The sequence below is a fragment of the Enterobacter cloacae complex sp. S3 genome, assembly GCF_014930495.1.
GTDB classification, from domain to species: Bacteria; Pseudomonadota; Gammaproteobacteria; order Enterobacterales; family Enterobacteriaceae; genus Enterobacter; species Enterobacter asburiae_B.
On record NZ_JADBRD010000020.1, the window covers coordinates 95,458 to 117,249 of the forward strand.

Sequence of the window (21,792 nt, forward strand, 5' to 3'; positions counted from 1 at the left end):
CTTATGGCAGGGAATGAAAATATGTATTACGTTTAAATTACTCCACTTGCAGAGGTTTTTCTGCCATGAACTCACTACGTTATTTCGATTTCGGTCAGTCACGTCACCTGCTGCTGCTGATTGGCCGCATCGCGCTTGTCGTGCTGTTTATCATCTTTGGCTATCCAAAACTGACGGGGTTTAGCGGCACCGTACAATATATGACCTCGCTGGGTACGCCGATGCCCATGCTGGCGGCCATTATTGCGGTGGTGATGGAAGTCCCTGCTGCCATCCTGATCGTGCTGGGCTTTTTCACCCGCCCGCTCGCGGTACTGTTTGTATTCTATACGCTGGGCACGGCGATTATCGGTCACCATTACTGGGATATGACCGGTGATGCGGTCGTGCCGAATATGATTAACTTCTATAAGAACGTCAGTATTGCTGGCGCCTTTATTTTGCTGGCGATTGTCGGACCTGGAGCCATTTCCCTCGACCGGCGTTAAGCCATAAAAAAAGGCCGCAAGCGCGGCCTTTTTTATTTCTGCCAGGCAGAGGAATTATGCGTATACCGGGAAGCGTGCGCAGATATCCAGAACTTTACCTTTGACGCGCTCGATAACCGCTTCGTCATTGATGTTGTCCAGAACGTCACACATCCAGCCAGCCAGCTCTTTCACTTCCGCTTCTTTGAAGCCGCGGCGAGTCACGGCCGGAGAACCGATACGGATACCGGAGGTCACGAACGGGCTCTTCGGATCGTTTGGCACGCTGTTTTTGTTCACGGTGATGTTGGCGCGGCCCAGGGCTGCGTCAGCTTCTTTACCGGTCAGGTTCTTATCAACCAGATCCAGCAGGAACAGGTGGTTTTCAGTACCGCCGGAGACCACTTTGTAGCCACGGTTCAGGAACACTTCCACCATCGCTTTGGCGTTCTTAGCAACCTGCTGCTGATAAACCTTGAATTCTGGCTCCATCGCTTCTTTCAGCGCTACCGCTTTAGCCGCGATAACGTGCATCAGCGGGCCGCCCTGCGCGCTTGGGAATACAGCGGAGTTCAGTTTTTTGTACAGCTCTTCGTCACCGCCTTTCGCCAGGATCAGGCCACCGCGTGGACCCGCCAGGGTTTTGTGGGTGGTGGTGGTCACAACGTGAGCGTGTGGAACCGGGTTCGGGTAAACGCCAGCGGCAATCAGACCCGCAACGTGCGCCATGTCGACGAACAGGTAAGCACCAATGCTGTCTGCGATTTCACGCATTTTTGCCCAGTCAACGATACCGGAGTAAGCAGAGAAGCCACCGATGATCATCTTCGGTTTGTGCTCTTTAGCCTGCTTCGCCATGTCTTCATAGTCAATTTTGCCGGACTCATCAATACCGTAAGGGATGATGTTGTACAGTTTGCCGGAGAAGTTAACCGGGGAGCCGTGAGTCAGGTGGCCGCCCTGCGCCAGGTTCATACCCAGAACGGTATCGCCCGGCTGCAGCAGCGCGGTGTAGACCGCGAAGTTAGCCTGAGAGCCAGAGTGCGGCTGCACGTTCGCGTAGTCAGCGCCAAAGAGTTCTTTCGCACGGTCGATAGCCAGCTGCTCAACGATATCCACGTACTCGCAACCGCCGTAGTAGCGTTTGCCCGGGTAACCTTCAGCATATTTGTTAGTCAGCTGAGAACCCTGCGCCTGCATGACGCGCGGGCTGGTGTAGTTTTCGGAGGCGATCAGTTCGATGTGCTCTTCCTGACGTACTTTTTCCTGCTCCATAGCCTGCCACAGTTCGGCATCATAATCGGCAATGTTCATTTCACGCTTTAACATCCGCATCTCCTGACTCAGCTAACAAGTAAATTTTGGCCTGAAAAGGCAGTCCTGTTGGACGACGGGCAACAGTATAACTGATTAGTTCTGTGATAACAGGTCTTGACAAACGATTTTACGCAAACGTTTTCCTTCGCGCCACGCAAGGGTTTGAGGAATAAAGCTCTCGCCCTTTCCAGCGGATTTCTTTTCAGGTTTGTGATGCATATTTTTCATCTTGCAAAGAACCATTTACAACGCAGGGGTATTTTTTATAAGATGCATTTAAAATACATCATTAAAGTCACATCGGAAGGAAGCTGCCATGCTCGACGCTCAAACCATCGCTACCGTTAAAGCCACCATCCCCCTGCTGGTGGAAACCGGCCCTAAACTCACTGCCCATTTCTACGATCGCATGTTCACGCATAACCCGGAGCTCAAAGAAATTTTCAACATGAGCAACCAGCGTAACGGCGATCAGCGCGAAGCGCTTTTCAACGCCATCGCGGCCTACGCCAGCAATATTGAAAACCTGGCGGCACTGCTGCCCGCGGTGGAAAAAATCGCGCAGAAACACACCAGCTTCCAGATCCAGCCCGAGCAGTACAACATTGTGGGTAGCCACCTGCTGGCAACGCTGGACGAGATGTTCAGCCCGGGCCAGGAGGTGCTGGACGCGTGGGGTAAAGCCTACGGCGTGCTGGCAAACGTGTTTATCAACCGCGAAACGCAGATCTACAGCCAAAACGCCAGCAAGAACGGCGGCTGGGAAGGCACGCGCGCCTTCCGCATCGTTGAGAAAACGCCGCGCAGCGCGCTGATTACCAGCTTTGAATTTGAGCCGGTGGACGGACAGCCGGTTGCCGATTACCAGCCGGGCCAGTATCTGGGCGTGTGGCTGAAGCCTGAAGGTTTCCCGCATCAGGAGATCCGCCAGTATTCTCTTACCCGCAAGCCAAACGGCAAAGGCTATCGCATTGCGGTGAAGCGTGAGGACGGCGGTCAGGTCTCCAACTGGCTCCACAACGAAGCTAACGTGGGCGACGTGATCCATCTGGCCGCGCCGGCGGGCGATTTCTTCATGGCCGTAGAAGCGAATACCCCGGTTACGCTGATCTCTGCGGGCGTCGGCCAAACGCCAATGCTGGCGATGCTCGATACGCTGGCGAAAGCCAATCACGGTGCGCAGGTCAACTGGTTCCACGCTGCGGATAACGGCGACGTGCAGGCCTTTGCGGATGAAGTGAAAACGCTCGGGGCGTCCCTGCCGCGCTTCACCGCGCACACCTGGTATCGCCTGCCGACGGATGCAGACCGCGCGGCCGCACGGTTTGACACTGAAGGCCTGATGAATTTAAGCCAGATGGAAGGGGCGTTTAGCGCGCCAGACATGCAGTTCTACGTCTGCGGGCCGGTAGCGTTTATGCAGTATGCCGCCCAGCAGCTGGTGGATCTGGGCGTGAACAAAGACAACATTCACTACGAATGTTTCGGGCCGCATAAGGTGCTGTAATGAAAAAGCCCCTCGTTCGAGGGGCTTTTTTTTCGCCGGGTGGTTGCACCTTACCCGGCCTACAAAACCGTTGGCATTGTTAAATCGCGGCGTCGTCTTCTTCGCCGGTACGGATACGGATCACGCGCGCCACGTCAAAGACGAAGATTTTACCGTCGCCGATTTTGCCCGTCTGCGCGGTGCGGATAATGGTATCCACGCAGGTATCGACGATATCGTCGCTGACCACGATTTCAATTTTTACTTTCGGCAGAAAGTCGACCATGTATTCTGCGCCACGGTAAAGCTCGGTGTGGCCCTTCTGACGACCAAAACCTTTCACTTCCGTCACGGTCATCCCGGTGATGCCGACTTCCGCCAGCGCTTCACGCACGTCATCCAGTTTGAAAGGTTTAATAATCGCATCAATCTTTTTCATGGTGGGTCCTTAAACTCTTGCCTGTAAGCTGCCTCGTAATCGATTGCTCACAGTATCATACGGCATTACTCTTTAAAATCGTTTGCTTCCAGCTCGTGGCGCGACAGCAGCTTGTAGAACTCGGTGCGGTTGCGTCCGGCCATGCGCGCCGCGTGGGTCACGTTGCCTTTGGTTATCTGCAATAGCTTGCGCAGATAGTTCAGCTCGAACTGATTCCGCGCTTCCGCAAACGTCGGCAGGGCCGTGTTTTCCCCTTCCAGCGCCTGCTCCACCAGCGCATCGCTGATCACCGGTGAGGAGGTCAGCGCCACGCACTGCTCAATCACGTTCACCAGCTGGCGCACGTTACCCGGCCAGCCTGCGGCCATCAGCCGCTTAATCGCGTCGGTGGAAAACGCGCGCACGAACGGTTTATGGCGATCGGCCGCCTGGCGCAAAAGATGGTTCGCCAGCAGCGGAATGTCTTCCGCGCGCTCCGCCAGCGCCGGGATCTTCAGATTCACCACGTTCAGACGGTAGTAGAGATCTTCGCGAAACTCGTTGCGCGCCATCACTTTTGGCAAGTCGCGGTGGGTGGCGGAAATAATGCGCACATTAATATCGATATCGCGGTTGCTGCCCAGCGGGCGAACTTTACGCTCCTGCAACACGCGGAGCAGTTTGACCTGCAGCGGTGCGGGCATGTCGCCAATCTCGTCCAGGAACAGCGTGCCGCCTTCCGCGGCCTGGAACAGCCCTTCCCGGCTGCTCACCGCGCCGGTGAATGCGCCGCGGGCGTGTCCAAACAGTTCAGATTCGAGCAGCTGTTCCGGAAGCGCGCCGCAGTTAATGGCGATAAAGGCGTTTTTACTGCGCGGGCTGGCGTTATGGATCGCCTGCGCCAGGATCTCTTTTCCGGTTCCGCTCTGGCCGTTGATGAGCACGCTGACGTCGGACTGCGCCACCATCCGGGCCTGTTCAAGCAGACGCAGCATAATGGGGCTGCGGGTGACGATGGACTCCCGCCACGCTTCATCCCCCGCCGGGGCGGCATGTTCCAGCGCGCTGTCGATAGCCTTATACAGCGCGTCTTTGTCCACCGGCTTGGTCAGGAAGCTGAAGACCCCCTGCTGCGTCGCGGCAACCGCATCCGGGATCGACCCGTGCGCCGTCAGGATAATCACGGGCATACCCGGCTGCTGCTTCTGGATCTCCGCGAACAGCTGCAGGCCATCCATTTCGTCCATCCGCAGGTCGCTTATCACCAGATCGATTTTCTCGCGACTGAGGATTTTTAGCCCTTCCAGCCCGCTTTCAGCGGTCACGACGCTGTAGCCTTCGCTCACCAGACGCATCCCCAGCAGCTTTAACAGCCCGGGATCGTCATCCACCAGTAAAAGATGGGCAGGTTTACGGCTCGTCATGCTTCACATCCTCTTGTTTCGGCGTATCGCTGTCCGGTGCAGCGGATGAGCTCCCCGGCTGATATTTACGCGACGAGAGCTGCCTTTCGATATCGGTCAGGTTTTCCAGCTTACGCGTCGTGGTATCCAGCTGCGTACGTAAATGTTGCTGCTGTTGACGCAGCGTATCAAGCTCGCTGTCGGTTGACTGCTGCAGCTTGCTGTAGCGGGAGCGCTCTTCAGACAGCTGAAGCTGTAATGTCTGCCCATCGCGCCAGAGCTGGTATACCGGGCGTACCTGCACGGGAAGATTGACCACGTACGTGTCCAGTCGGGTCACATTGACGCGACGTTCAACGGGGGTAATTTTCGCATCTGCGAGTAAAATCCCGCGCTTGAAAGCGTCCTGCCAGGTGTCGTCATCCAGCATCGCCGCCTTCGAGCGGGCGTCTACCGGCGCCAGACGCTGGGCGCAATCTATCCCACGCAGCCAGAACAGCGGGTTGCTTTCAACGTCATGTCCTGACAGGTTCCAGATGTCGTCACAGCGGGTTGAGAGGAAGTCTGCCAGCTGGTTATCGGGCCATTTATCTTCCTGTTTATCGCTAATGGCACTTTGTGGCGCATGGGAAACACACCCTGCCAGAAATAAACAGGGCAGGCTCAGGCGAAGCGTTTTGCTGGAAAACACCGCACGTACGGCGCGGAAAAAGACGTGTGACATACTCACCAGACATAGATTCATTTTATTGATTTTTCCGGCTCACGGGCAGTTCGATACGGAAGCAAACATCTGAACGTTCGTCCGCGGCAATGTTTAGCTCACCCTGCATGCGTCGTATGCAGTCCCGGGCGATGCTCAAGCCCAGACCGCTTCCTTTAACCGCGCCTTTCCGCTGATGACTTCCCTGGAAAAAGGGTTCGAAGATCATGGTTTTTTCGTCATCGGGGATCGGGGTGCCGGTGTTTGCGACGTCAATAAACACCCGTGAACCATTCGTATTACTTCGGATATAAATGTTACCGGATTCAGTACCATAGTGCACCGCATTGGAGTAAAGATTATCCAGAACGCTCATCAGCAGCATGGGTTCAGCCAGGCACGCAGGCGCATTCAGCTCGACGCCGGTATGCATCATTTTAGCTCTTGCTGGCAAGCTGTGGGCGGAGATCACCATATCCACCAGCGGCTCAATCTCAACGTTTTCCAGTACAACCGCCCCGTCAGCCAGCTTGCGGTTGTAATCCAGCAGTTGCTCAATCAGCTTTTGCAGATTGCGGCTGCTGTTATCCAGGATCTCAACAATTTCTTTCTGCTCTGGCGTAAGGGGCCCGGCCACTTCGTCCGCCAGCAGCTCCGTCCCTTCGCGCATGCTGGCCAGCGGCGTTTTAAGCTCATGAGAGATATGGCGCAGGAACTGATGGCGCTGTGATTCGAGCCACGCCAGGCGCTCGGACAGCCAGATAATGCGCTGGCCTACGGATCGCAGCTCGCGGGGACCTTTAAAGGCTACCGTATCCCCGAGCGATTTCCCCTCCCCCAGGCGGTTGATCATACGCTGAATGCCCTTTACCGGGCCGATGATCATGCGGGTAAAGAGCAGTACCAGCCCGAGGCTCACCAGGAACAGCACCAGCGCCTGCCAGCCGAAAAACTGGCCACGCTCGGCAATCTCCTGCTGGAGCTGCTGGCCGCGAGAGAAAATCACCGCGCGCGTAGACTGCACCATCTCGGTATTGGCGCTGGCAAAAGCTTCGAGGCGCGCGGCGGCAACGGCATCCGGGCCGCTGTTGCTGCACTGCAGCTGCGCGAGATCGTTCAAATCCTGACGCAACGCCTGATAGAGCTTGTCATCAGGTAAGACCCCCGCGTGAGCGTCCAGCATTTCGCTGTAGCGTTTACGCTGGCTCTGATAAACCTTTTCCAGCGTCCGATCGTCAAGCACGCAATACTGACGATAGCTGCGCTCCATCTCCAGCGCGGCGTTGGTCATCGCTTCACTGCGTCTGGCGTCGATGAGCGTCGTACGGTTGGTCAAAGCCGCCTGCGCGCTCAGCGCGTTCAGGCTTTGCCACGCCTGCCAGGCAAGGATCAGCAGCGGCAGCAGGATCAGCAGGAAGGCCATCATGACGAGCTGCCGCAGGGAGCGGGGGAAAACGGGCCAGCGTTTCAACGCATTACTCTCTTAATGGGGGTTTACGCAGAGCGTAACTGAGTCTGCCCTTCAGATACAACAAAGCCGGGTAAAAACCCGGCTTTGTCATGGAATGAGGCGGTGCCTAACTCGACGTTTCGCCCTGGCCTGATAAAGCATCGCTATGATCAGTAGTTGGACGGCAGGCACCTTTTTGTGCGTCATTCGAAGTTTATGTAGCGCGTCCCGAAGGGGCTGACATAAGAAGGTGAATGAGCCACTGGTTAATATTATGCAACACCCGTGCCAGAATGCAAAACAAAATATTAACAGTTTGAAATATATGATTTTTACTCGTTTATCACGTTAATTATCGGTTGAATGATTTTCAGGCTAAGTGTCGCTATTCAGCAACACCTTAAGGGGAACCTTACCTGACATATATAAATCAAAGAGTTAAATGTCTCCATTTGGAGACAGCTATATTGCGGGTCTGTCGCGTAATTGCGACACAAACAAAAAAGCCCGGTCGAGCTTTCGCTTACCGGGCCTGGAAGGGGGTGGGGCTAAAACTTAACCCAGCTGCTTACGCGCGTTGCGGAAGATACGCATCCACGGGCTGTCCTCGCCCCAGTTTTCCGGGTGCCAGGAGTTGCTCACGGTACGGAATACGCGTTCCGGGTGCGGCATCATGATGGTCGCGCGACCGCTTTCGCTGGTCACTGCCGTAATACCGTTGGCGGAGCCGTTCGGGTTAGCCGGATAGGTTTCCGTCACCTTGCCGAAGTTATCGACAAAGCGCAGCGCTACCAGGCCTTTGCTCTCCAGCTGAGCCAGATGCGCAGCGTCGCGCACTTCTACCTGTCCTTCACCGTGGGAAACGGCGATTGGCATCTGTGAACCGACCATTCCCTGCAGCAGCAGAGACGGGCTTTGGGTCACTTCCACCAGGCTGAAGCGCGCCTCGAAGCGGTCAGACTGGTTGCGCACAAAGCGCGGCCAGGCTTCGCTGCCCGGGATCAGCTCGCGCAGGTTAGACATCATCTGGCAGCCGTTACACACGCCCAGCGCCAGGGTCTGCGGACGGTGGAAGAAGGTTTCGAACTCGTCGCGCACGCGGCTGTTGAACAGGATGGACTTCGCCCAGCCTTCGCCCGCGCCCAGCACGTCGCCGTAGGAGAAGCCGCCGCACGCCACCAGCGCCTGGAAATCTTCCAGACCGGTACGCCCGGCCAGCAGGTCGCTCATGTGGACGTCGATAGCGTCAAAGCCCGCGCGGTGGAAGGCGGCCGCCATCTCAACGTGGGAGTTGACGCCCTGCTCGCGCAGCACGGCCACTTTTGGACGCGCGCCCGTCGCTATGTACGGCGCGGCGATGTCTTCGTTGATGTCGAAGGAGAGCTTCACGTTCAGGCCTGGATCCTGGTCATTCGCTTTCGCGTTATGCTCCTGATCGGCACATTCCGGGTTGTCACGCAGGCGCTGCATCTGCCAGGTGGTTTCTGCCCACCACATGCGCAGCGTGGTGCGGCTTTCGCTGAACACGGCGTGACCGTCTGCTTCAATGACGAAGCGGTCGCCCTGAACGGCTTTGCCCAGATAGTGCACGCAGTCTGCCAGACCATGCTTCGCCAGAATCGCTTCAACCGCGTCGCGATCTGCCGCACGCACCTGAATCACGGCGCCCAGCTCTTCGTTGAACAGCGCCGCCAGACGGTCTTCGCCCAGCGTCGCAATGTTCGCTTCCACGCCGCAGTGGCCGGTGAAGGCCATCTCTGCCAGGGTCACCAGCAGGCCACCGTCGGAACGGTCGTGGTAGGCCAGCAGCTTACGCTGCGCCACCAGCGCCTGAATCGCGTCGTAGAAGCCTTTCAGCTGCGCCACGTCACGCACGTCGGCTGGCTTATCGCCGAGCTGGCGGTAAACCTGCGCCAGCGCGGTAGCACCCAGCGCGTTGTGGCCTTTGCCCAGGTCAATCAGCAGCAGGGCGTTGTCTTCGGTCGCAAGCTGCGGCGTAACGGTGTGACGCACGTCTTCCACGCGGGCAAACGCGGTGATCACCAGCGACAGCGGAGAGGTCATCTCGCGCTGTTCGTTGCCTTCCTGCCAGCGGGTTTTCATCGACATGGAGTCTTTGCCCACCGGAATGGTCAGGCCGAGGGCAGGACACAGCTCCTCGCCCACCGCTTTCACGGCTTCATACAGGCCAGCATCTTCGCCAGGGTGGCCGGCAGCGGCCATCCAGTTGGCGGAGAGCTTGATACGTTTGATATCGCCAATCTGCGTCGCGGCGATGTTGGTCAGCGCTTCACCGACCGCCAGACGGGCAGAGGCCGCGAAGTCCAGCAGCGCCACCGGGGTGCGTTCGCCGAGAGCCATCGCTTCGCCGTAGTAGCTGTCGAGGCTCGCGGTGGTCACGGCGCAGTTCGCGACCGGGATCTGCCACGGGCCGACCATCTGGTCGCGCGATACCATACCGGTCACGGTGCGGTCGCCGATGGTCACCAGGAAAGTTTTCTCTGCCACAGCAGGCAGGTGCAGCACGCGGTTTACCGCTTCTGCCACGGTGATGCCCTGGCGATCCAGCGCTTTGCCGGCCGCTTTGCGGGTGGTTACGTCGCGGGTCATCTTCGGCGTTTTACCGAGCAGAACGTCGAGCGGCAGATCGATCGGCTGGTTGTCAAAGTGGGTGTCGCTTAAGGAAAGGTGCTGCTCTTCGGTCGCTTCACCGATGACGGCATACGGCGCGCGCTCGCGGCGGCACAGCTCGTCAAACAGCGGCAGCTGGTCGGCAGCAACCGCCAGCACGTAGCGCTCCTGGGATTCGTTACACCAGATTTCCAGCGGGCTCATGCCCGGCTCATCGCTCAGGATGTCGCGCAGGTTGAAGCGCCCGCCGCGGCCACCGTCGCTCACCAGCTCCGGCATGGCGTTGGACAGACCGCCCGCGCCCACGTCGTGGATGAAGAGGATCGGGTTGGCGTCGCCCAGCTGCCAGCAGCGGTCGATCACTTCCTGGCAGCGGCGCTCCATCTCAGGGTTGTCGCGCTGCACGGAGGCGAAGTCGAGATCCGCATCAGACTGGCCGGAGGCCATAGAAGAGGCCGCTCCGCCGCCCAGACCGATGTTCATCGCCGGGCCGCCCAGTACGATCAGCTTCGCGCCGACGACGATCTCGCCTTTCTGCACGTGATCGGCACGGATGTTGCCGATCCCGCCCGCCAGCATGATCGGCTTGTGGTAGCCGCGCAGCTCTTCGCCGTTGTGGCTGTCCACTTTCTCTTCATAGGTACGGAAGTAACCGTTCAGCGCCGGACGACCAAATTCGTTGTTAAACGCCGCGCCGCCCAGCGGGCCTTCGGTCATGATATCCAGGGCGGTCACGATGCGCTCTGGCTTGCCGAAATCTTCTTCCCACGGCTGCTCAAAGCCCGGGATACGCAGGTTGGAGACGGAGAAACCGACCAGACCCGCTTTAGGTTTAGCGCCACGACCGGTCGCGCCTTCGTCACGGATTTCACCGCCGGAGCCGGTCGCCGCGCCCGGCCACGGGGAGATCGCCGTCGGGTGGTTGTGGGTTTCCACTTTCATCAGGATATGCGCGGGCTCCTGATGGAAGTCATAGCGCCCTGCTTCGCGATCGGCGAAGAAGCGGCCCACCTCGGAACCTTCCATTACCGCGGCGTTGTCTTTATAGGCAGACAGCACATGGTCCGGGGTTTGCTCCATGGTGTTTTTGATCATTTTGAACAGCGACTTCGGCTGCTGTTCGCCGTCAATAATCCAGTCGGCGTTGAAAATCTTGTGGCGGCAGTGCTCAGAGTTAGCCTGCGCGAACATATAGAGTTCGATGTCGTTCGGGTTACGGTTGAGCTTAACAAACGCATCCTGGAGGTAGTCGATTTCGTCTTCTGCCAGCGCCAGGCCGAGACGCAGGTTGGCGTCAATCAGCGCCTGACGGCCCTGCCCCAGCAGGTCTACGCTCTGTACCGGCGCAGGCTGATGGTGAGAGAAAAGCTTCTGCGCGTCATCGAGAGAGGTAAATACGCTCTCCATCATGCGATCGTGCAGTTCAGCCGCAACCGCCTGCCACTGCGCGTCGCTCAGGGTAGAGGCTTCCACGTAGTACGCCACGCCGCGTTCCAGACGGTTAATCTGGTTCAGGCCACAGTTGTGGGCGATATCGGTGGCTTTGGAAGACCAGGGGGAGATGGTGCCCGGACGAGGCGTCGCAAGGATCAGTTTGCCGGTTGGCGTATGGCTGCTCAGGCTTGGACCATACTTGAGCAGGCGTTCCAGCTGTACGCGCTCCTCTGCATTGAGGGGGGCATTCAGGTCAGCAAAATGGACATACTCAGCGTAAATATTGCTTACCGGAAGGTCGGCCGCCTGAAAACGTGCCAGCAGTTTAGTGATACGGAAGGCAGACAGTGCAGGCGAACCACGCAGAATTTCCATCATAAGTCTCTCGTCTTCGAAGCGCCGGGGCGCTTACAGTGTGCGCAAGGGGGGAAAACGGGCGTCATTATAGAGAATCCTGAGCGCCGACGAAACCGTTTGCGTCGAAATAAAATTTGCACAGAGATTTAACAATAGATGTGACCTGTCTCTCTAATTGGTTGCCAAGTGGCGCAAGTTTACGCAAAATGCCGCTCATTCAATGGCAAACCTTATGATTAACATGGCTACAGCAGACTGAGGCAACCGGCGTCGCAGAGAATTAACTAATTGAAAAAATTAAAGATTAATTATCTGCTCATCGGCATTGTAACGTTGCTGCTGGCAGTGGCCCTCTGGCCTTCCATCCCCTGGTTCGGCAAAGCCGAAAACCGTATCGCCGCCATTCAGGAGCGGGGGGAATTGCGCGTCAGTACCCTCAACTCGCCGCTGATTTACAGCGACGTCAACGGCAAAATCATTGGCCTGGATTATGAACTGGCACAACAGTTCGCCGATTATCTTGGCGTGAAGCTTAAAATCACCGTCCGCCAGAATATCAACCAGCTGTTTGACGACCTCGATAACGACGATGCCGATATGCTCGCCGCCGGGCTGGTGTATAACAGCGAGCGCAGTAAGAACTACCAGCCAGGCCCGACCTACTACTCCGTTTCGCAGCAGCTGGTTTACCGCGTCGGGAGCCTGCGCCCGCGCTCGCTGTCCACGATTAACGATCGGCAGCTGACGATTGCGCCCGGCCACGTGGTGATTGACGATCTGCGGGAGCTTAAGGAGAAGAAATATCCCGACCTGAGCTGGACGGTGGATCCGAAACTCGGCACGACGGAGCTGCTGGAGCAGGTAAAAGATCAGAAGGTGCCCTACACCATCGCCGATTCGGTCGCGATCAGCCTGTTCCAGCGGGTGCATCCTGAAATCGCCGTGGCGCTGGACGTCACCGACGAGCAGCCCGTGACCTGGTTTAGCCAGCTTGATGACGATCAGACCTTCTCTGCCGCGATGCTTGATTTCTTCAACACCATCAATGAAGACGGTACCCTGGCGCGTCTGGAGGAGAAGTACCTCGGGCACGGCGATGACTTTGACTACGTTGACACCCGCAGCTTCCTGCGCGCGGTAGATAGCGTCCTGCCGGACCTGCAGCCGCTGTTCGAAAAATACGCCCAGGAGATTGACTGGAAACTGCTGGCGGCTATTTCGTATCAGGAATCCCACTGGGATACCCAGGCCACGTCGCCCACGGGCGTACGCGGTTTGATGATGTTAACCAAAAATACCGCGCTGAGCCTGGGCGTCAATGACCGTACCGATGCCGAACAGAGCATCAGCGGCGGCGCGCGCTACCTGCAGGATATGATGGCCAAAGTACCGGAAACGGTGCCGGAAGAAGAGCGGATCTGGTTTGCGCTGGCGGCCTATAATATGGGCTACGCGCATATGCTTGATGCGCGAGCGTTGACGGCAAAAACGAAAGGTAACCCGGACAGCTGGTCAGACGTTAAGCAGCGCCTGCCGCTGCTGAGCCAGAAGCCATGGTATAACAAGCTGACATACGGCTACGCGCGCGGACATGAAGCCTACGCCTATGTGGAAAACATCCGTAAATATCAGATTAGCCTGGTCGGGTATCTGCTGGAGAAAGAGAAAGAGGCGACGGAGGCCAAACAGCTGGCTCAAAGCTACCCGGTCGTGGCGCCGGACGAGCTTAATCGTCCGACAGCTTCAGTTCTGCCTTTTGCTGCTTTTTCTGCTGACGGCGCATTCGAAAGAAATCGCTTAATAGCCCCGAACACTCTGGTGCAAGTACCCCACCGATAGTCTTCACCTGGTGGTTCATACCCGGGTGACCCAGCACGTCCATCAGCGAACCGGCCGCACCGGTTTTTTCATCCCGCGCGCCGAAAACCAGAGTCCCGATCCGGCTGTGCACCATCGCGCCGGAGCACATCACGCACGGCTCCAGCGTCACATACAGCGTGGTATCAAGCAGGCGATAGTTTTGCAGAACCAGACCGCCCTGGCGAAGCGCCATAATTTCGGCATGCGCAGTAGGATCGTGGCGACCAATAGGACGGTTCCACCCTTCGCCAATCACCTGGTTGTTATGAACCAGCACCGCGCCCACGGGCACTTCGCCCTCGTCCCAGGCGCGTTGAGCCAGCGTCAGCGCGTGGCGCATCCAGTATTCATGATTGTGTTCAGGGTTGGACAAAGGCTGATACTCCAGTCGAAAAGCGGGCAGCATTATACACGCCCATTATGGATAAGCCTATTCGAGTTGCTGAAGTTCGCCTGATGGCGTGACGCGCCAGCGGTGCTGGCAAAAATAGAGCAGCGGGTTGTCCTGCTTGCTGTCGCTGTAGCCGCTGTACAGGCGCAGCGGCGTACCGATGCGTTTTTCCAGCTGGACCACTTTTTCATGCCCCAGGCAGCGCAGGGTCAGCACCCAGCCGCCGTAACCGCGGGCAATTTGCGTGGCGATAAGATTCACGCGCGGAAGCCAGGGGGTATCAAAGTAGACCTGCTCCACCAGCGTCTGCGGGGAGCCGGTAATGAGCCAGATGTCGGCATCATTCGCGTCGAGATAGCTGGTCAGGCGCGCCTGCACCACCGGAAAGGCGGCGACGTGGCTGCGAAACCAGTGCGCAAAATCCTTTTCGAGCTGCTTAAGCCGCGCTTCGCTGTGCCCAAAGGTACATCCCCACAGCAGCAGACTCATCGGCCATCGCGCCGCCCGGCCTTTCACCAGCAGCGCGATCCCGATAACCGGTAAGAGCGGCAGCACGAGCAGCGCATTCAAAGGCTGACGCCGCAGCAGGTAACGCATAAACGTGCCAAACATATCCTGCTGATGCAGCGTTCCATCCAGGTCGAAAAAGACAACGCGACGCGCGTGATTTGCCAAACCTTACTCCTCTGGGTCGTTGAAACCTAACAGCCAGGTAAACAGGAACCCGGCGATCACCGCTACTAAATAGCCTAACAGATAGAGCATCACTTTTCCGGTCACGATGGTTAATGCCAGCGGTAAACCGGAGAGCCCAAAGGTGATAACGGTAGCGACTTTCCAGTAGCTGATCAGCGCCCCGCCTACCGCGCCGCCCAGACAGGCGGCGAGGAACGGTTTACCCAGCGGCAGCGTAACGCCGAAAATCAGCGGCTCGCCAATGCCGAGCAGTCCGACCGGGAGCGCGCCTTTAATCATTTTTTTCAGACGCGCGTTGCGGGTTTTCATCAGTACGGCAATCGCCGCGCCGACCTGCCCCACTCCCGCCATCGACAGGATAGGCAGCAGCGCGTTATAGCCGTGCGCCTGCACAAGCTCGACGTGGATCGGCACCAGCCCCTGGTGCAGGCCGGTCAGCACCAGCGGCAGGAAGGTACCTGACAGCACCGCTCCCACCAGCAGGCCGCCGCGGTCAATAGCCAGAGACGCGCCGTGAGCGATGGCTTCAGAGATCCATCCGCCTAGCGGCTGGAGGGCCACAATCGCTACGCTACCGGTAATCAGCGTGGTCAACAGCGGGTTGAGAATAAGCTCGATCGAGCCAGGCAGAACCGCGCGCAGCCTTTTCTCGATCCAGCACATCAGAATGACCACCAGCAGCACGGCGATCACCCCGCCGCGCCCGGGCTGGAGCGCCTCACCAAACAGCGTGATCTGCGCCAGCTGCGGGCTGGACAAGATGCCCGCCATGACCCCGCCCATGGCCAGCGATCCGCCAAACACCTTCGCGGTATTTACCCCGACCAGAATGTTCATGATGGCGAAAACAGCGCTGCCGAAGATCCCCAGAATCCCCAGCAGGTTCGGATAGTGCGTGGCGAAATCCCCCACAATATCCGGTCGCTTGAGGATATTGATGATCCCGGTGATCAGGCCGGAGGCAATAAACGCCGGGATCAGCGGAATAAAGACGTTTGCCAGCTGACGCAGCGCATCGCTCATGGGGGCTTTGTATTTGGCTTTTGCCTGCGCTTTGGTGCTTTCGGCATCGTCAAATGAGGCCGTCGCCTCACCGCCAACCATCAGCGCGCGCATGGCATCAACAACCTGCGCCGCTTTCCCCGGCCCGACGATCAGCTGATGCTGCTGCCCCTGTTTCACGTAGCCGCTGACGCCGGAGAGTTGCTTCAGGCGCGGCACGTCGAGCTGGTCGTCGTTATGCACCTCGACGCGCACGCGCGTCATGCAGTTTTCGAGACGCTGAATATTTTTTTCCCCACCGATCCCCTGCAGGATATCGCTGGCGAGCGCTGCTGTTTTGTCCATAGACGCCTCTGTTAGTTTTCTAATGCCGCCCGTAAGAAGCCGCTATGCGCAGCGAGTTTGGCTCTCGCGGTAGCCGCATCCAGCCCGCTCAGGATCATCAGAATGGCCGGTTTAACATCGTGATCGGTCTGCTTGAGTACCGCTTCTGCCTCTTCACGGCCTGCGCCTGTCGCCTCCATCACCATGCGGCAGGCTCTGTCCACCAGCTTGACGTTGGTGGCCTGCATATCCACCATCAGGTTCTGATAAACCTTGCCGAACTTCACCATCGCGCCGGTGGAGATCATATTGAGCACCAGCTTTTGCGCGGTCCCGGATTTCAGGCGCGTGGAGCCGGTGAGCGCTTCCGGCCCGACAACCGGAGAGATAGCAATAGCGGCCACCTGCGCAATCGGTGAGCCCGGATTACAGGAGATGGCCACCGTCGTGCAGCCCGTCCGGTTGGCGTATTCCAACCCGCCAATGACGTACGGGGTGCGCCCGGATGCCGCCAGCCCGACCACCAGATCCTTCTCGGTCAGATTCAGATCCTTCAGGTCATCCTCGCCCAGCTGTTTGTTATCTTCCGCACCTTCAACGGCTTTCAGCAGCGCACCGGGTCCACCGGCAATCAGCCCAACGACCAGACCGTGCGGCACCCCAAAGGTGGGCGGACATTCTGACGCATCCAGAACCCCAAGACGCCCGCTGGTGCCCGCCCCCATGTAGATAATGCGACCGCCAGCCTTGAGGGCTTCCGCCGCCGCATCGACCGCTTTCGCCACCTCGGGTAATGTCTCTTTCACTGCCTGCGCGACCAGCGTATCCTGTTGATTAAAGCGGTTAACCAGCTCCAGGGTGGAGAGCGCATCCAGATCCATGGTTTGCGGGTTACGCGTTTCAGAAACAAGTGAGCCAAGATTCATTTTTGTACCTCAAGAATTTTTAATTCATAATAATCACACTATAATGGAATATAAAATTCATTCAGGCGAGCAAAATTCGTATTTGCGCAGATAATCACATTTTCGCCAGGAGACCGTATGAACTGTTTAATTCGCATTCGCCAGCGCTACGCAGGCTTTGCCCAAAGCGACAAGAAGCTGGCGGATTTTCTGCTTTCTCAACCCGATCGCGCGCGCCATCTCAGCTCGCAGCAGCTGGCGAGTGAAGCCGGCGTGAGCCAGTCCAGCGTGGTGAAGTTTGCCCAGAAGATTGGCTTTAAGGGGTTCCCCGCCCTCAAGCTGGCGATCAGCGAAGCGCTGGTGAGCAACCCCAACCCGCAGTCCATGCCGGTGCATAATCAGATCCGCGGCGATGACCCGATGCGGCTGGTTGGCGAAAAGCTGATCAAAGAGAACGTGGCGGCCATGCACGCGACGCTCGATGTGAACACTGAAGAGAAGCTGCTGGAGAGCGTGGCGATGCTGCGCGGCGCGCGGAGGATCGTTCTGACCGGTATCGGCGCGTCCGGACTTGTGGCGCGTAACTTTGGCTGGAAGCTGACGAAAATTGGGCTTAACGCCATCGTCGAGCAGGATATGCACGCCCTGCTGGCAACCGTACAGGCAATGGATCCTGACGATCTGCTGCTGGCCATCTCCTACTCCGGCGAGCGCCGTGAAATCAATATGGCAACCGATGAAGCGCTGCGCGTCGGCGGTAAAATTCTGGCGATCACCGGTTTTACGCCGAATGCCCTCCAGCAGCGGGCAACGCGCTGTTTATATACCATTGCCGAAGAACAGGCCACGCGCAGCGCGGCTATCTCGTCCACCAGCGCGCAAATGATGCTGACGGACCTGCTGTTTATGGCGCTGGTGCAGCAGGATCTGGAGCGCGCGCCCGAGCGCATTCGCCACAGCGAAGAACTGGTAAAGAAACTGGTTTGACGCGTATAATGCCCGCCCGGTTTGTGTTGTTTCTGAGAATTTCCTGATGGCGCTGTTAATTACCAAAAAATGCATTAATTGCGATATGTGCGAGCCCGAATGCCCGAACCAGGCGATTTCGATGGGCGACAGCATCTATGAGATTAACAGCGACCGCTGCACGGAATGCATCGGCCACTATGAAACGCCGACCTGCCAGAAGGTGTGCCCGATCCCGAATACCATCCTGAAGGATCCGGCCCACGTCGAGAGCGAAGAGCAGCTATGGGATAAGTTTGTCCTGATGCATCACGCGGACAAACTTTAACTTTCGATGATCACCGTCGCGCTGGCATAGTGACGTTCATCCGCGATCGTCACGTGCATATGATTCACCCCCAGCTTTTCCGCCAGCTTTTGCGCTTCTCCCCACAGACGCAGGCTCGGTTTGCCCAGCTCATCGTTAAACACTTCGAACTGATTAAACGCCAGGCCGTTACGAATGCCGGTCCCGAAGGCTTTGGCCGCAGCCTCTTTTACCGCAAAGCGCTTTGCCAGAAAACGCACCGGCTGCTGATGCGCTTCCCAGATGGCCCACTCGTTATCGCTCAGCACGCGTCTTGCGAGGCGATCGCCGCTACGGGCGATCACCGCTTCAATGCGGGCTATTTCAACGATATCGGTGCCTAAGCCCAGAATGGCCATTACTGACGCGCTTCCTGCATCAGGCGTTTCATTTCTGAAACCGCCTCTTTCAGGCCGCTCATCACCGCACGGCCAATGATGGCGTGGCCGATGTTCAGCTCGTGCATTTCCGGCAGGGCGGCAATGGCCTTCACGTTGTGGTAGGTCAGGCCGTGACCGGCGTTAACCTTCAGTCCCAGGCTTGAGGCGTACGTGGCCGCTTTAGCGATACGCTCCAGCTCTTTGGCCTGTTCGGCATCGTTTTTGGCATCGGCATAGCAGCCGGTGTGGATTTCGATATACGGTGCGCCCACGTCGGCCGCCGCTTTAATCTGGGCGAAATCGGCGTCGATAAACAGAGAAACCAGGATACCGGCATCCGCCAGGCGCTTGCAGGCATCGCGCATTTTGTCGAGCTGACCAGCCACGTCCAGACCGCCTTCGGTGGTCACTTCCTGGCGTTTTTCCGGCACCAGGCAGCAGAAATGCGGCTGGGTCTCGCAGGCAATCGCCAGCATCTCTTCGGTGACCGCCATCTCCAGATTCATACGGGTGTCCAGCGTCTGGCGCAGAATGCGCACGTCGCGATCGGTGATATGGCGACGGTCTTCACGCAGGTGAACGGTAATGCCGTCGGCGCCAGCCTGTTCAGCGATAAACGCCGCCTGAACCGGATCGGGATACGCCGTGCCGCGCGCGTTACGCAGCGTGGCGATGTGGTCGATGTTGACGCCTAACAGTAATTCAGCCATGACAATCCTCGGTATTTTGGTTCATTTCTCTTCCCCCTCTCCCTCCGGGAGAGGGCTGGGGTGAGGGGTAAAACGTTAACGTTTCGGCACAAACTGCCTGAATAATTCGCGGCTCTTTAAGGGCTTGCCGCCAAGATACGGCTTGAGGGCAATCCGGGTAAAGCGTTTTGCTGCGCGCAGGGTGTCCCGATCGGGAAACTCGCGCTCATACAGCGCCCGGAGCTGGCGCCCGGTAAAGGTGCTGTTGTCTATCACGATACTGGCAATGAAGCCCTTTTCTTCGCGGTAGCGGTAGGTCATGGTGTCTTCTATCTCATCACCGCTGCCCGCGCAGTGCAGAAAATCTACGCCGTATCCGAGGTGGCCCAGCAGCGCCAGTTCAAAACGACGCAATGCGGGTTCGGGCGTGCCGGTTGCGCCAGCCAGCGACTGGATACAGTGCAGATAATCGAAGAAAAGTTCAGAGAAGCGGGTCTCATGTTCAAGAACGCGTGAGATGAGTTCGTTGACATACAGACCGCTGTAGAGTGTGATGCCGGAAAGAGGAAGCGCCAAGGAGACGGCTTCGGCACTGCGCAGGGTTTTCACTTCCCCTCGCCCACCGAAGCGTACCAGCAGCGGCGTGAAAGGCTGTAGGGCACCTTTCAGGTTAGAACGTTTGGAACGTGCGCCTTTCGCAACAAGGCGCACGCGGCCCGACTCTTCCGTGAAGACGTCCAGCATGAGGCTGGTTTCGCTCCAGGGACGACTATGCAGGACAAAGGCGCGCTGCCATCCATCCATATGCTCGTCGTCTTATGTTACTGGTCTTCGCCGTAACCGAGGCTGCGCAGAGCACGCTCATCATCGGCCCAGCCAGATTTCACTTTCACCCACAGTTCGAGGTGAACCGGCGCTTCGAACATCTCCATCATGTCCTTACGGGCTTCAATGCCGATGGTTTTGATCTTGGCCCCTTTGTTGCCGATCACCATCTTCTTCTGCCCTTCGCGCTCAACGAGGATCAGGCCGTTGATATCGTAGCCACCGCGCTCGTTGGTCTGGAAACGCTCGATCTCTACCGTTACGGAGTAAGGCAGTTCAGCACCCAGGAAACGCATCAGCTTTTCACGGATGATTTCAGACGCCATAAAGCGCTGAGAGCGATCGGTGATGTAGTCTTCCGGGAAGTGATGAATCGCTTCCGGCAGATGCTTCCGCACGATGCCCGCGATGGTATCCACGTTCAGGCCGGTCTCAGCAGACAGCGGAACGATATCAAGGAAGTTCATCTGGCTACCAAGCCACTGCAGATGCGGCAGCAGGTCGGCCTTTTCCTGCACGTTATCAACTTTGTTGACCGCGAGGATGACCGGCGTTTTGCCGTCACGCAGCTTGTTCAGCACCATCTCGTCGTCCGGCGTCCAGCGGGTGCCTTCCACAACGAAAATCACCAGCTCTACATCGCCGATCGAGCTGCTCGCCGCCTTGTTCATCAGGCGGTTGATGGCGCGCTTCTCTTCCATGTGCAGGCCCGGGGTATCGACGTAGATCGCCTGATACGCGCCTTCAGTATGGATGCCGACGATGCGGTGACGCGTGGTCTGCGCCTTACGCGAGGTGATTGAAATCTTCTGCCCAAGCAGATTATTCAGCAGGGTGGATTTGCCAACGTTCGGACGTCCGACGATGGCAATAAATCCGCAATAGGTTTTATCTTCGCTCATTCCAGCTCCAGCATTTTTAACGCCTGTTCGGCGGCAGCCTGTTCAGCCTTACGACGGCTTGAACCTGTGCCCACCACCGGTTCACTCAGGCCACTGACCTGGCAATGGATGGTAAATTCCTGATCGTGCGCTTCGCCACGCACCTGCACCACCAGATAAGACGGCAGCGGCAGATGACGACCCTGCAAATATTCCTGCAGACGCGTTTTCGGATCTTTTTGTTTATCGCCCGGGCTGATTTCGTCCAGACGGGTCTGATACCAGTTCAGGATCAGCTTTTCTACGGTCTGGATATCGCTGTCCAGGAACACACCACCAATTAATGCTTCGACCGTATCGGCAAGAATAGATTCACGACGGAAGCCGCCGCTTTTCAGTTCACCCGGTCCAAGACGCAGACATTCGCCCAGCTCAAATTCGCGAGCGATTTCCGCAAGGGTATTACCCCGAACCAGCGTGGCACGCATGCGGCTCATATCACCCTCGTCCACACGCGGGAAACGATGATAAAGCGCATTCGCAATCACGAAACTTAAAATAGAGTCGCCTAAAAACTCGAGACGCTCATTATGTTTGCTGCTGGCACTGCGGTGGGTTAATGCCTGTTGCAACAACTCCTGATGATGAAAAGTGTAGCCCAGCTTCCGTTGAAGCCGATTAATTACGATGGGGTTCATGCGATACCAATAAATGAATGCGTCAAAAATGCAGCACACGAAACCGACCTGAGAAAACCAACGCGGTTTCGTGTGCCGTGGCACCCTTGCAGGGCCAACCTTAAACTTCGGGGGAATATTCTATACACAACGACAGGGGATGTCGTTAGTTCGAAGAGATTTA

At 57.5% G+C, this 21,792-nt stretch carries 20 protein-coding genes; 5 read left to right on the forward strand and 15 right to left on the reverse strand.

Going from position 1 to position 21,792, the window contains the following annotated elements; genetic code table 11:
• The first annotated feature begins 65 nt into the window (after positions 1-65).
• Entirely contained in the window at positions 66-488 is a 423-nt protein-coding gene (locus IM317_RS13285; protein WP_029741147.1) for a DoxX family protein, read from the forward strand.
• Positions 489-542: 54 nt separating this feature from the next.
• Here IM317_RS13285 and glyA read toward each other — a convergent pair whose 3' ends face one another.
• Positions 543-1,796, reverse strand: coding sequence for a serine hydroxymethyltransferase (gene glyA / locus IM317_RS13290; RefSeq protein WP_008502165.1), 1,254 nt, complete (start codon positions 1,794-1,796; stop codon positions 543-545).
• A 304-nt stretch (positions 1,797-2,100) separates the two neighbouring features.
• Between glyA and hmpA the strand changes: the two genes are divergently transcribed.
• Positions 2,101-3,291, forward strand: a complete 1,191-nt coding sequence (gene hmpA, locus IM317_RS13295) for an NO-inducible flavohemoprotein (RefSeq protein ID WP_033146228.1) — start codon at positions 2,101-2,103, stop codon at positions 3,289-3,291.
• Between the two features lie 79 nt (positions 3,292-3,370).
• Here the strand turns inward: hmpA and glnB are convergent, their stop codons facing one another.
• The 5 genes from glnB to purL form a co-directional block, all read right to left on the reverse strand.
• On the reverse strand, positions 3,371-3,709 hold the full coding sequence (glnB, locus tag IM317_RS13300) for a nitrogen regulatory protein P-II (RefSeq protein WP_003860685.1): 339 nt from the start codon (positions 3,707-3,709) through the stop codon (positions 3,371-3,373).
• A gap of 65 nt (positions 3,710-3,774) precedes the next feature.
• The gene (glrR, locus tag IM317_RS13305; RefSeq protein ID WP_033146229.1) at positions 3,775-5,112 is read right to left on the reverse strand and encodes a two-component system response regulator GlrR; all 1,338 of its coding nucleotides are present in this window, start codon (positions 5,110-5,112) and stop codon (positions 3,775-3,777) included.
• Positions 5,099-5,836 carry a two-component system QseEF-associated lipoprotein QseG gene (qseG, locus tag IM317_RS13310; RefSeq protein WP_033146230.1) on the reverse strand — a complete coding sequence of 246 codons (738 nt, stop codon included), beginning with the start codon at positions 5,834-5,836 and terminating at the stop codon, positions 5,099-5,101. The genes glrR and qseG overlap by 14 nt, the downstream gene beginning before the upstream one ends.
• 1 nt (position 5,837) lies before the next feature.
• A complete protein-coding gene (qseE, locus tag IM317_RS13315; protein WP_033146231.1) occupies positions 5,838-7,265 on the reverse strand; it encodes a two component system sensor histidine kinase QseE/GlrK in 1,428 nt (475 codons plus the stop codon).
• A 534-nt stretch (positions 7,266-7,799) separates the two neighbouring features.
• Positions 7,800-11,687 carry a phosphoribosylformylglycinamidine synthase gene (purL, locus tag IM317_RS13320; RefSeq protein WP_033146232.1) on the reverse strand — a complete coding sequence of 1,296 codons (3,888 nt, stop codon included), beginning with the start codon at positions 11,685-11,687 and terminating at the stop codon, positions 7,800-7,802.
• Positions 11,688-11,954: 267 nt separating this feature from the next.
• Between purL and mltF the strand changes: the two genes are divergently transcribed.
• Positions 11,955-13,505 carry a membrane-bound lytic murein transglycosylase MltF gene (mltF, locus tag IM317_RS13325; RefSeq protein WP_033146233.1) on the forward strand — a complete coding sequence of 517 codons (1,551 nt, stop codon included), beginning with the start codon at positions 11,955-11,957 and terminating at the stop codon, positions 13,503-13,505.
• Here mltF and tadA read toward each other — a convergent pair.
• From tadA to murQ, 4 genes are read right to left on the reverse strand one after another with little or no spacing between them, the layout of a single operon-like run.
• Positions 13,393-13,932 (reverse strand): tRNA adenosine(34) deaminase TadA, encoded by a 540-nt coding sequence (gene tadA / locus IM317_RS13330; protein WP_033146234.1) that lies wholly within the window; start codon positions 13,930-13,932, stop codon positions 13,393-13,395. The genes mltF and tadA overlap by 113 nt on opposite strands.
• 24 nt (positions 13,933-13,956) lie before the next feature.
• A complete protein-coding gene (gene yfhb / locus IM317_RS13335) occupies positions 13,957-14,592 on the reverse strand; it encodes a phosphatidylglycerophosphatase C (protein ID WP_033146235.1) in 636 nt (211 codons plus the stop codon).
• Between the two features lie 3 nt (positions 14,593-14,595).
• Positions 14,596-15,960, reverse strand: a complete 1,365-nt coding sequence (locus IM317_RS13340; protein ID WP_033146236.1) for a PTS transporter subunit EIIC — start codon at positions 15,958-15,960, stop codon at positions 14,596-14,598.
• 11 nt (positions 15,961-15,971) lie between these two features.
• On the reverse strand, positions 15,972-16,865 hold the full coding sequence (gene murQ, locus IM317_RS13345) for an N-acetylmuramic acid 6-phosphate etherase (RefSeq protein WP_033146237.1): 894 nt from the start codon (positions 16,863-16,865) through the stop codon (positions 15,972-15,974).
• Positions 16,866-16,982: 117 nt separating this feature from the next.
• On the opposite strand from murQ, the gene IM317_RS13350 reads away from it, so the two are divergent.
• Positions 16,983-17,831 (forward strand): MurR/RpiR family transcriptional regulator, encoded by an 849-nt coding sequence (locus IM317_RS13350; protein WP_023615996.1) that lies wholly within the window; start codon positions 16,983-16,985, stop codon positions 17,829-17,831.
• A gap of 46 nt (positions 17,832-17,877) precedes the next feature.
• Positions 17,878-18,138, forward strand: a complete 261-nt coding sequence (locus tag IM317_RS13355) for a YfhL family 4Fe-4S dicluster ferredoxin (RefSeq protein ID WP_008502177.1) — start codon at positions 17,878-17,880, stop codon at positions 18,136-18,138.
• Here IM317_RS13355 and acpS read toward each other — a convergent pair.
• From acpS to rnc, 5 genes are all read right to left on the reverse strand, one after another.
• Positions 18,135-18,515, reverse strand: a complete 381-nt coding sequence (acpS, locus tag IM317_RS13360; protein WP_023294331.1) for a holo-ACP synthase — start codon at positions 18,513-18,515, stop codon at positions 18,135-18,137. The two genes, IM317_RS13355 and acpS, sit on opposite strands and share 4 nt — an antisense overlap.
• Entirely contained in the window at positions 18,515-19,246 is a 732-nt protein-coding gene (gene pdxJ, locus IM317_RS13365) for a pyridoxine 5'-phosphate synthase (RefSeq protein ID WP_032659491.1), read from the reverse strand. The genes acpS and pdxJ overlap by 1 nt, the downstream gene beginning before the upstream one ends.
• A gap of 75 nt (positions 19,247-19,321) precedes the next feature.
• Positions 19,322-20,029: a DNA repair protein RecO gene (gene recO / locus IM317_RS13370; protein WP_033146238.1), complete on the reverse strand. Its 708-nt coding sequence runs from the start codon at positions 20,027-20,029 to the stop codon at positions 19,322-19,324.
• A 17-nt stretch (positions 20,030-20,046) separates the two neighbouring features.
• Entirely contained in the window at positions 20,047-20,952 is a 906-nt protein-coding gene (era, locus tag IM317_RS13375; protein WP_023308847.1) for a GTPase Era, read from the reverse strand.
• Positions 20,949-21,629: a ribonuclease III gene (gene rnc, locus IM317_RS13380; RefSeq protein WP_003860711.1), complete on the reverse strand. Its 681-nt coding sequence runs from the start codon at positions 21,627-21,629 to the stop codon at positions 20,949-20,951. Before rnc ends, era begins: the two co-directional genes overlap by 4 nt.
• Between the last annotated feature and the right edge of the window lie 163 nt (positions 21,630-21,792).

Coding starts and splice junctions, on each gene's coding strand:
- IM317_RS13350 (WP_023615996.1), top strand. CDS start 16,983: ATGAACTGTTTAATTCGCATTCGCCAGCGCTACGCAGGCTTTGCCCAA.
- rnc (WP_003860711.1), bottom strand. CDS start 21,629: ATGAACCCCATCGTAATTAATCGGCTTCAACGGAAGCTGGGCTACACT.
- IM317_RS13340 (WP_033146236.1), bottom strand. CDS start 15,960: ATGGACAAAACAGCAGCGCTCGCCAGCGATATCCTGCAGGGGATCGGT.
- pdxJ (WP_032659491.1), bottom strand. CDS start 19,246: ATGGCTGAATTACTGTTAGGCGTCAACATCGACCACATCGCCACGCTG.
- tadA (WP_033146234.1), bottom strand. CDS start 13,932: ATGCTGCCCGCTTTTCGACTGGAGTATCAGCCTTTGTCCAACCCTGAA.
- acpS (WP_023294331.1), bottom strand. CDS start 18,515: ATGGCCATTCTGGGCTTAGGCACCGATATCGTTGAAATAGCCCGCATT.
- hmpA (WP_033146228.1), top strand. CDS start 2,101: ATGCTCGACGCTCAAACCATCGCTACCGTTAAAGCCACCATCCCCCTG.
- recO (WP_033146238.1), bottom strand. CDS start 20,029: ATGGATGGATGGCAGCGCGCCTTTGTCCTGCATAGTCGTCCCTGGAGC.
- purL (WP_033146232.1), bottom strand. CDS start 11,687: ATGATGGAAATTCTGCGTGGTTCGCCTGCACTGTCTGCCTTCCGTATC.
- glrR (WP_033146229.1), bottom strand. CDS start 5,112: ATGACGAGCCGTAAACCTGCCCATCTTTTACTGGTGGATGACGATCCC.
- glnB (WP_003860685.1), bottom strand. CDS start 3,709: ATGAAAAAGATTGATGCGATTATTAAACCTTTCAAACTGGATGACGTG.
- era (WP_023308847.1), bottom strand. CDS start 20,952: ATGAGCGAAGATAAAACCTATTGCGGATTTATTGCCATCGTCGGACGT.
- murQ (WP_033146237.1), bottom strand. CDS start 16,865: ATGAATCTTGGCTCACTTGTTTCTGAAACGCGTAACCCGCAAACCATG.
- IM317_RS13355 (WP_008502177.1), top strand. CDS start 17,878: ATGGCGCTGTTAATTACCAAAAAATGCATTAATTGCGATATGTGCGAG.
- IM317_RS13285 (WP_029741147.1), top strand. CDS start 66: ATGAACTCACTACGTTATTTCGATTTCGGTCAGTCACGTCACCTGCTG.
- glyA (WP_008502165.1), bottom strand. CDS start 1,796: ATGTTAAAGCGTGAAATGAACATTGCCGATTATGATGCCGAACTGTGG.
- qseG (WP_033146230.1), bottom strand. CDS start 5,836: ATGAATCTATGTCTGGTGAGTATGTCACACGTCTTTTTCCGCGCCGTA.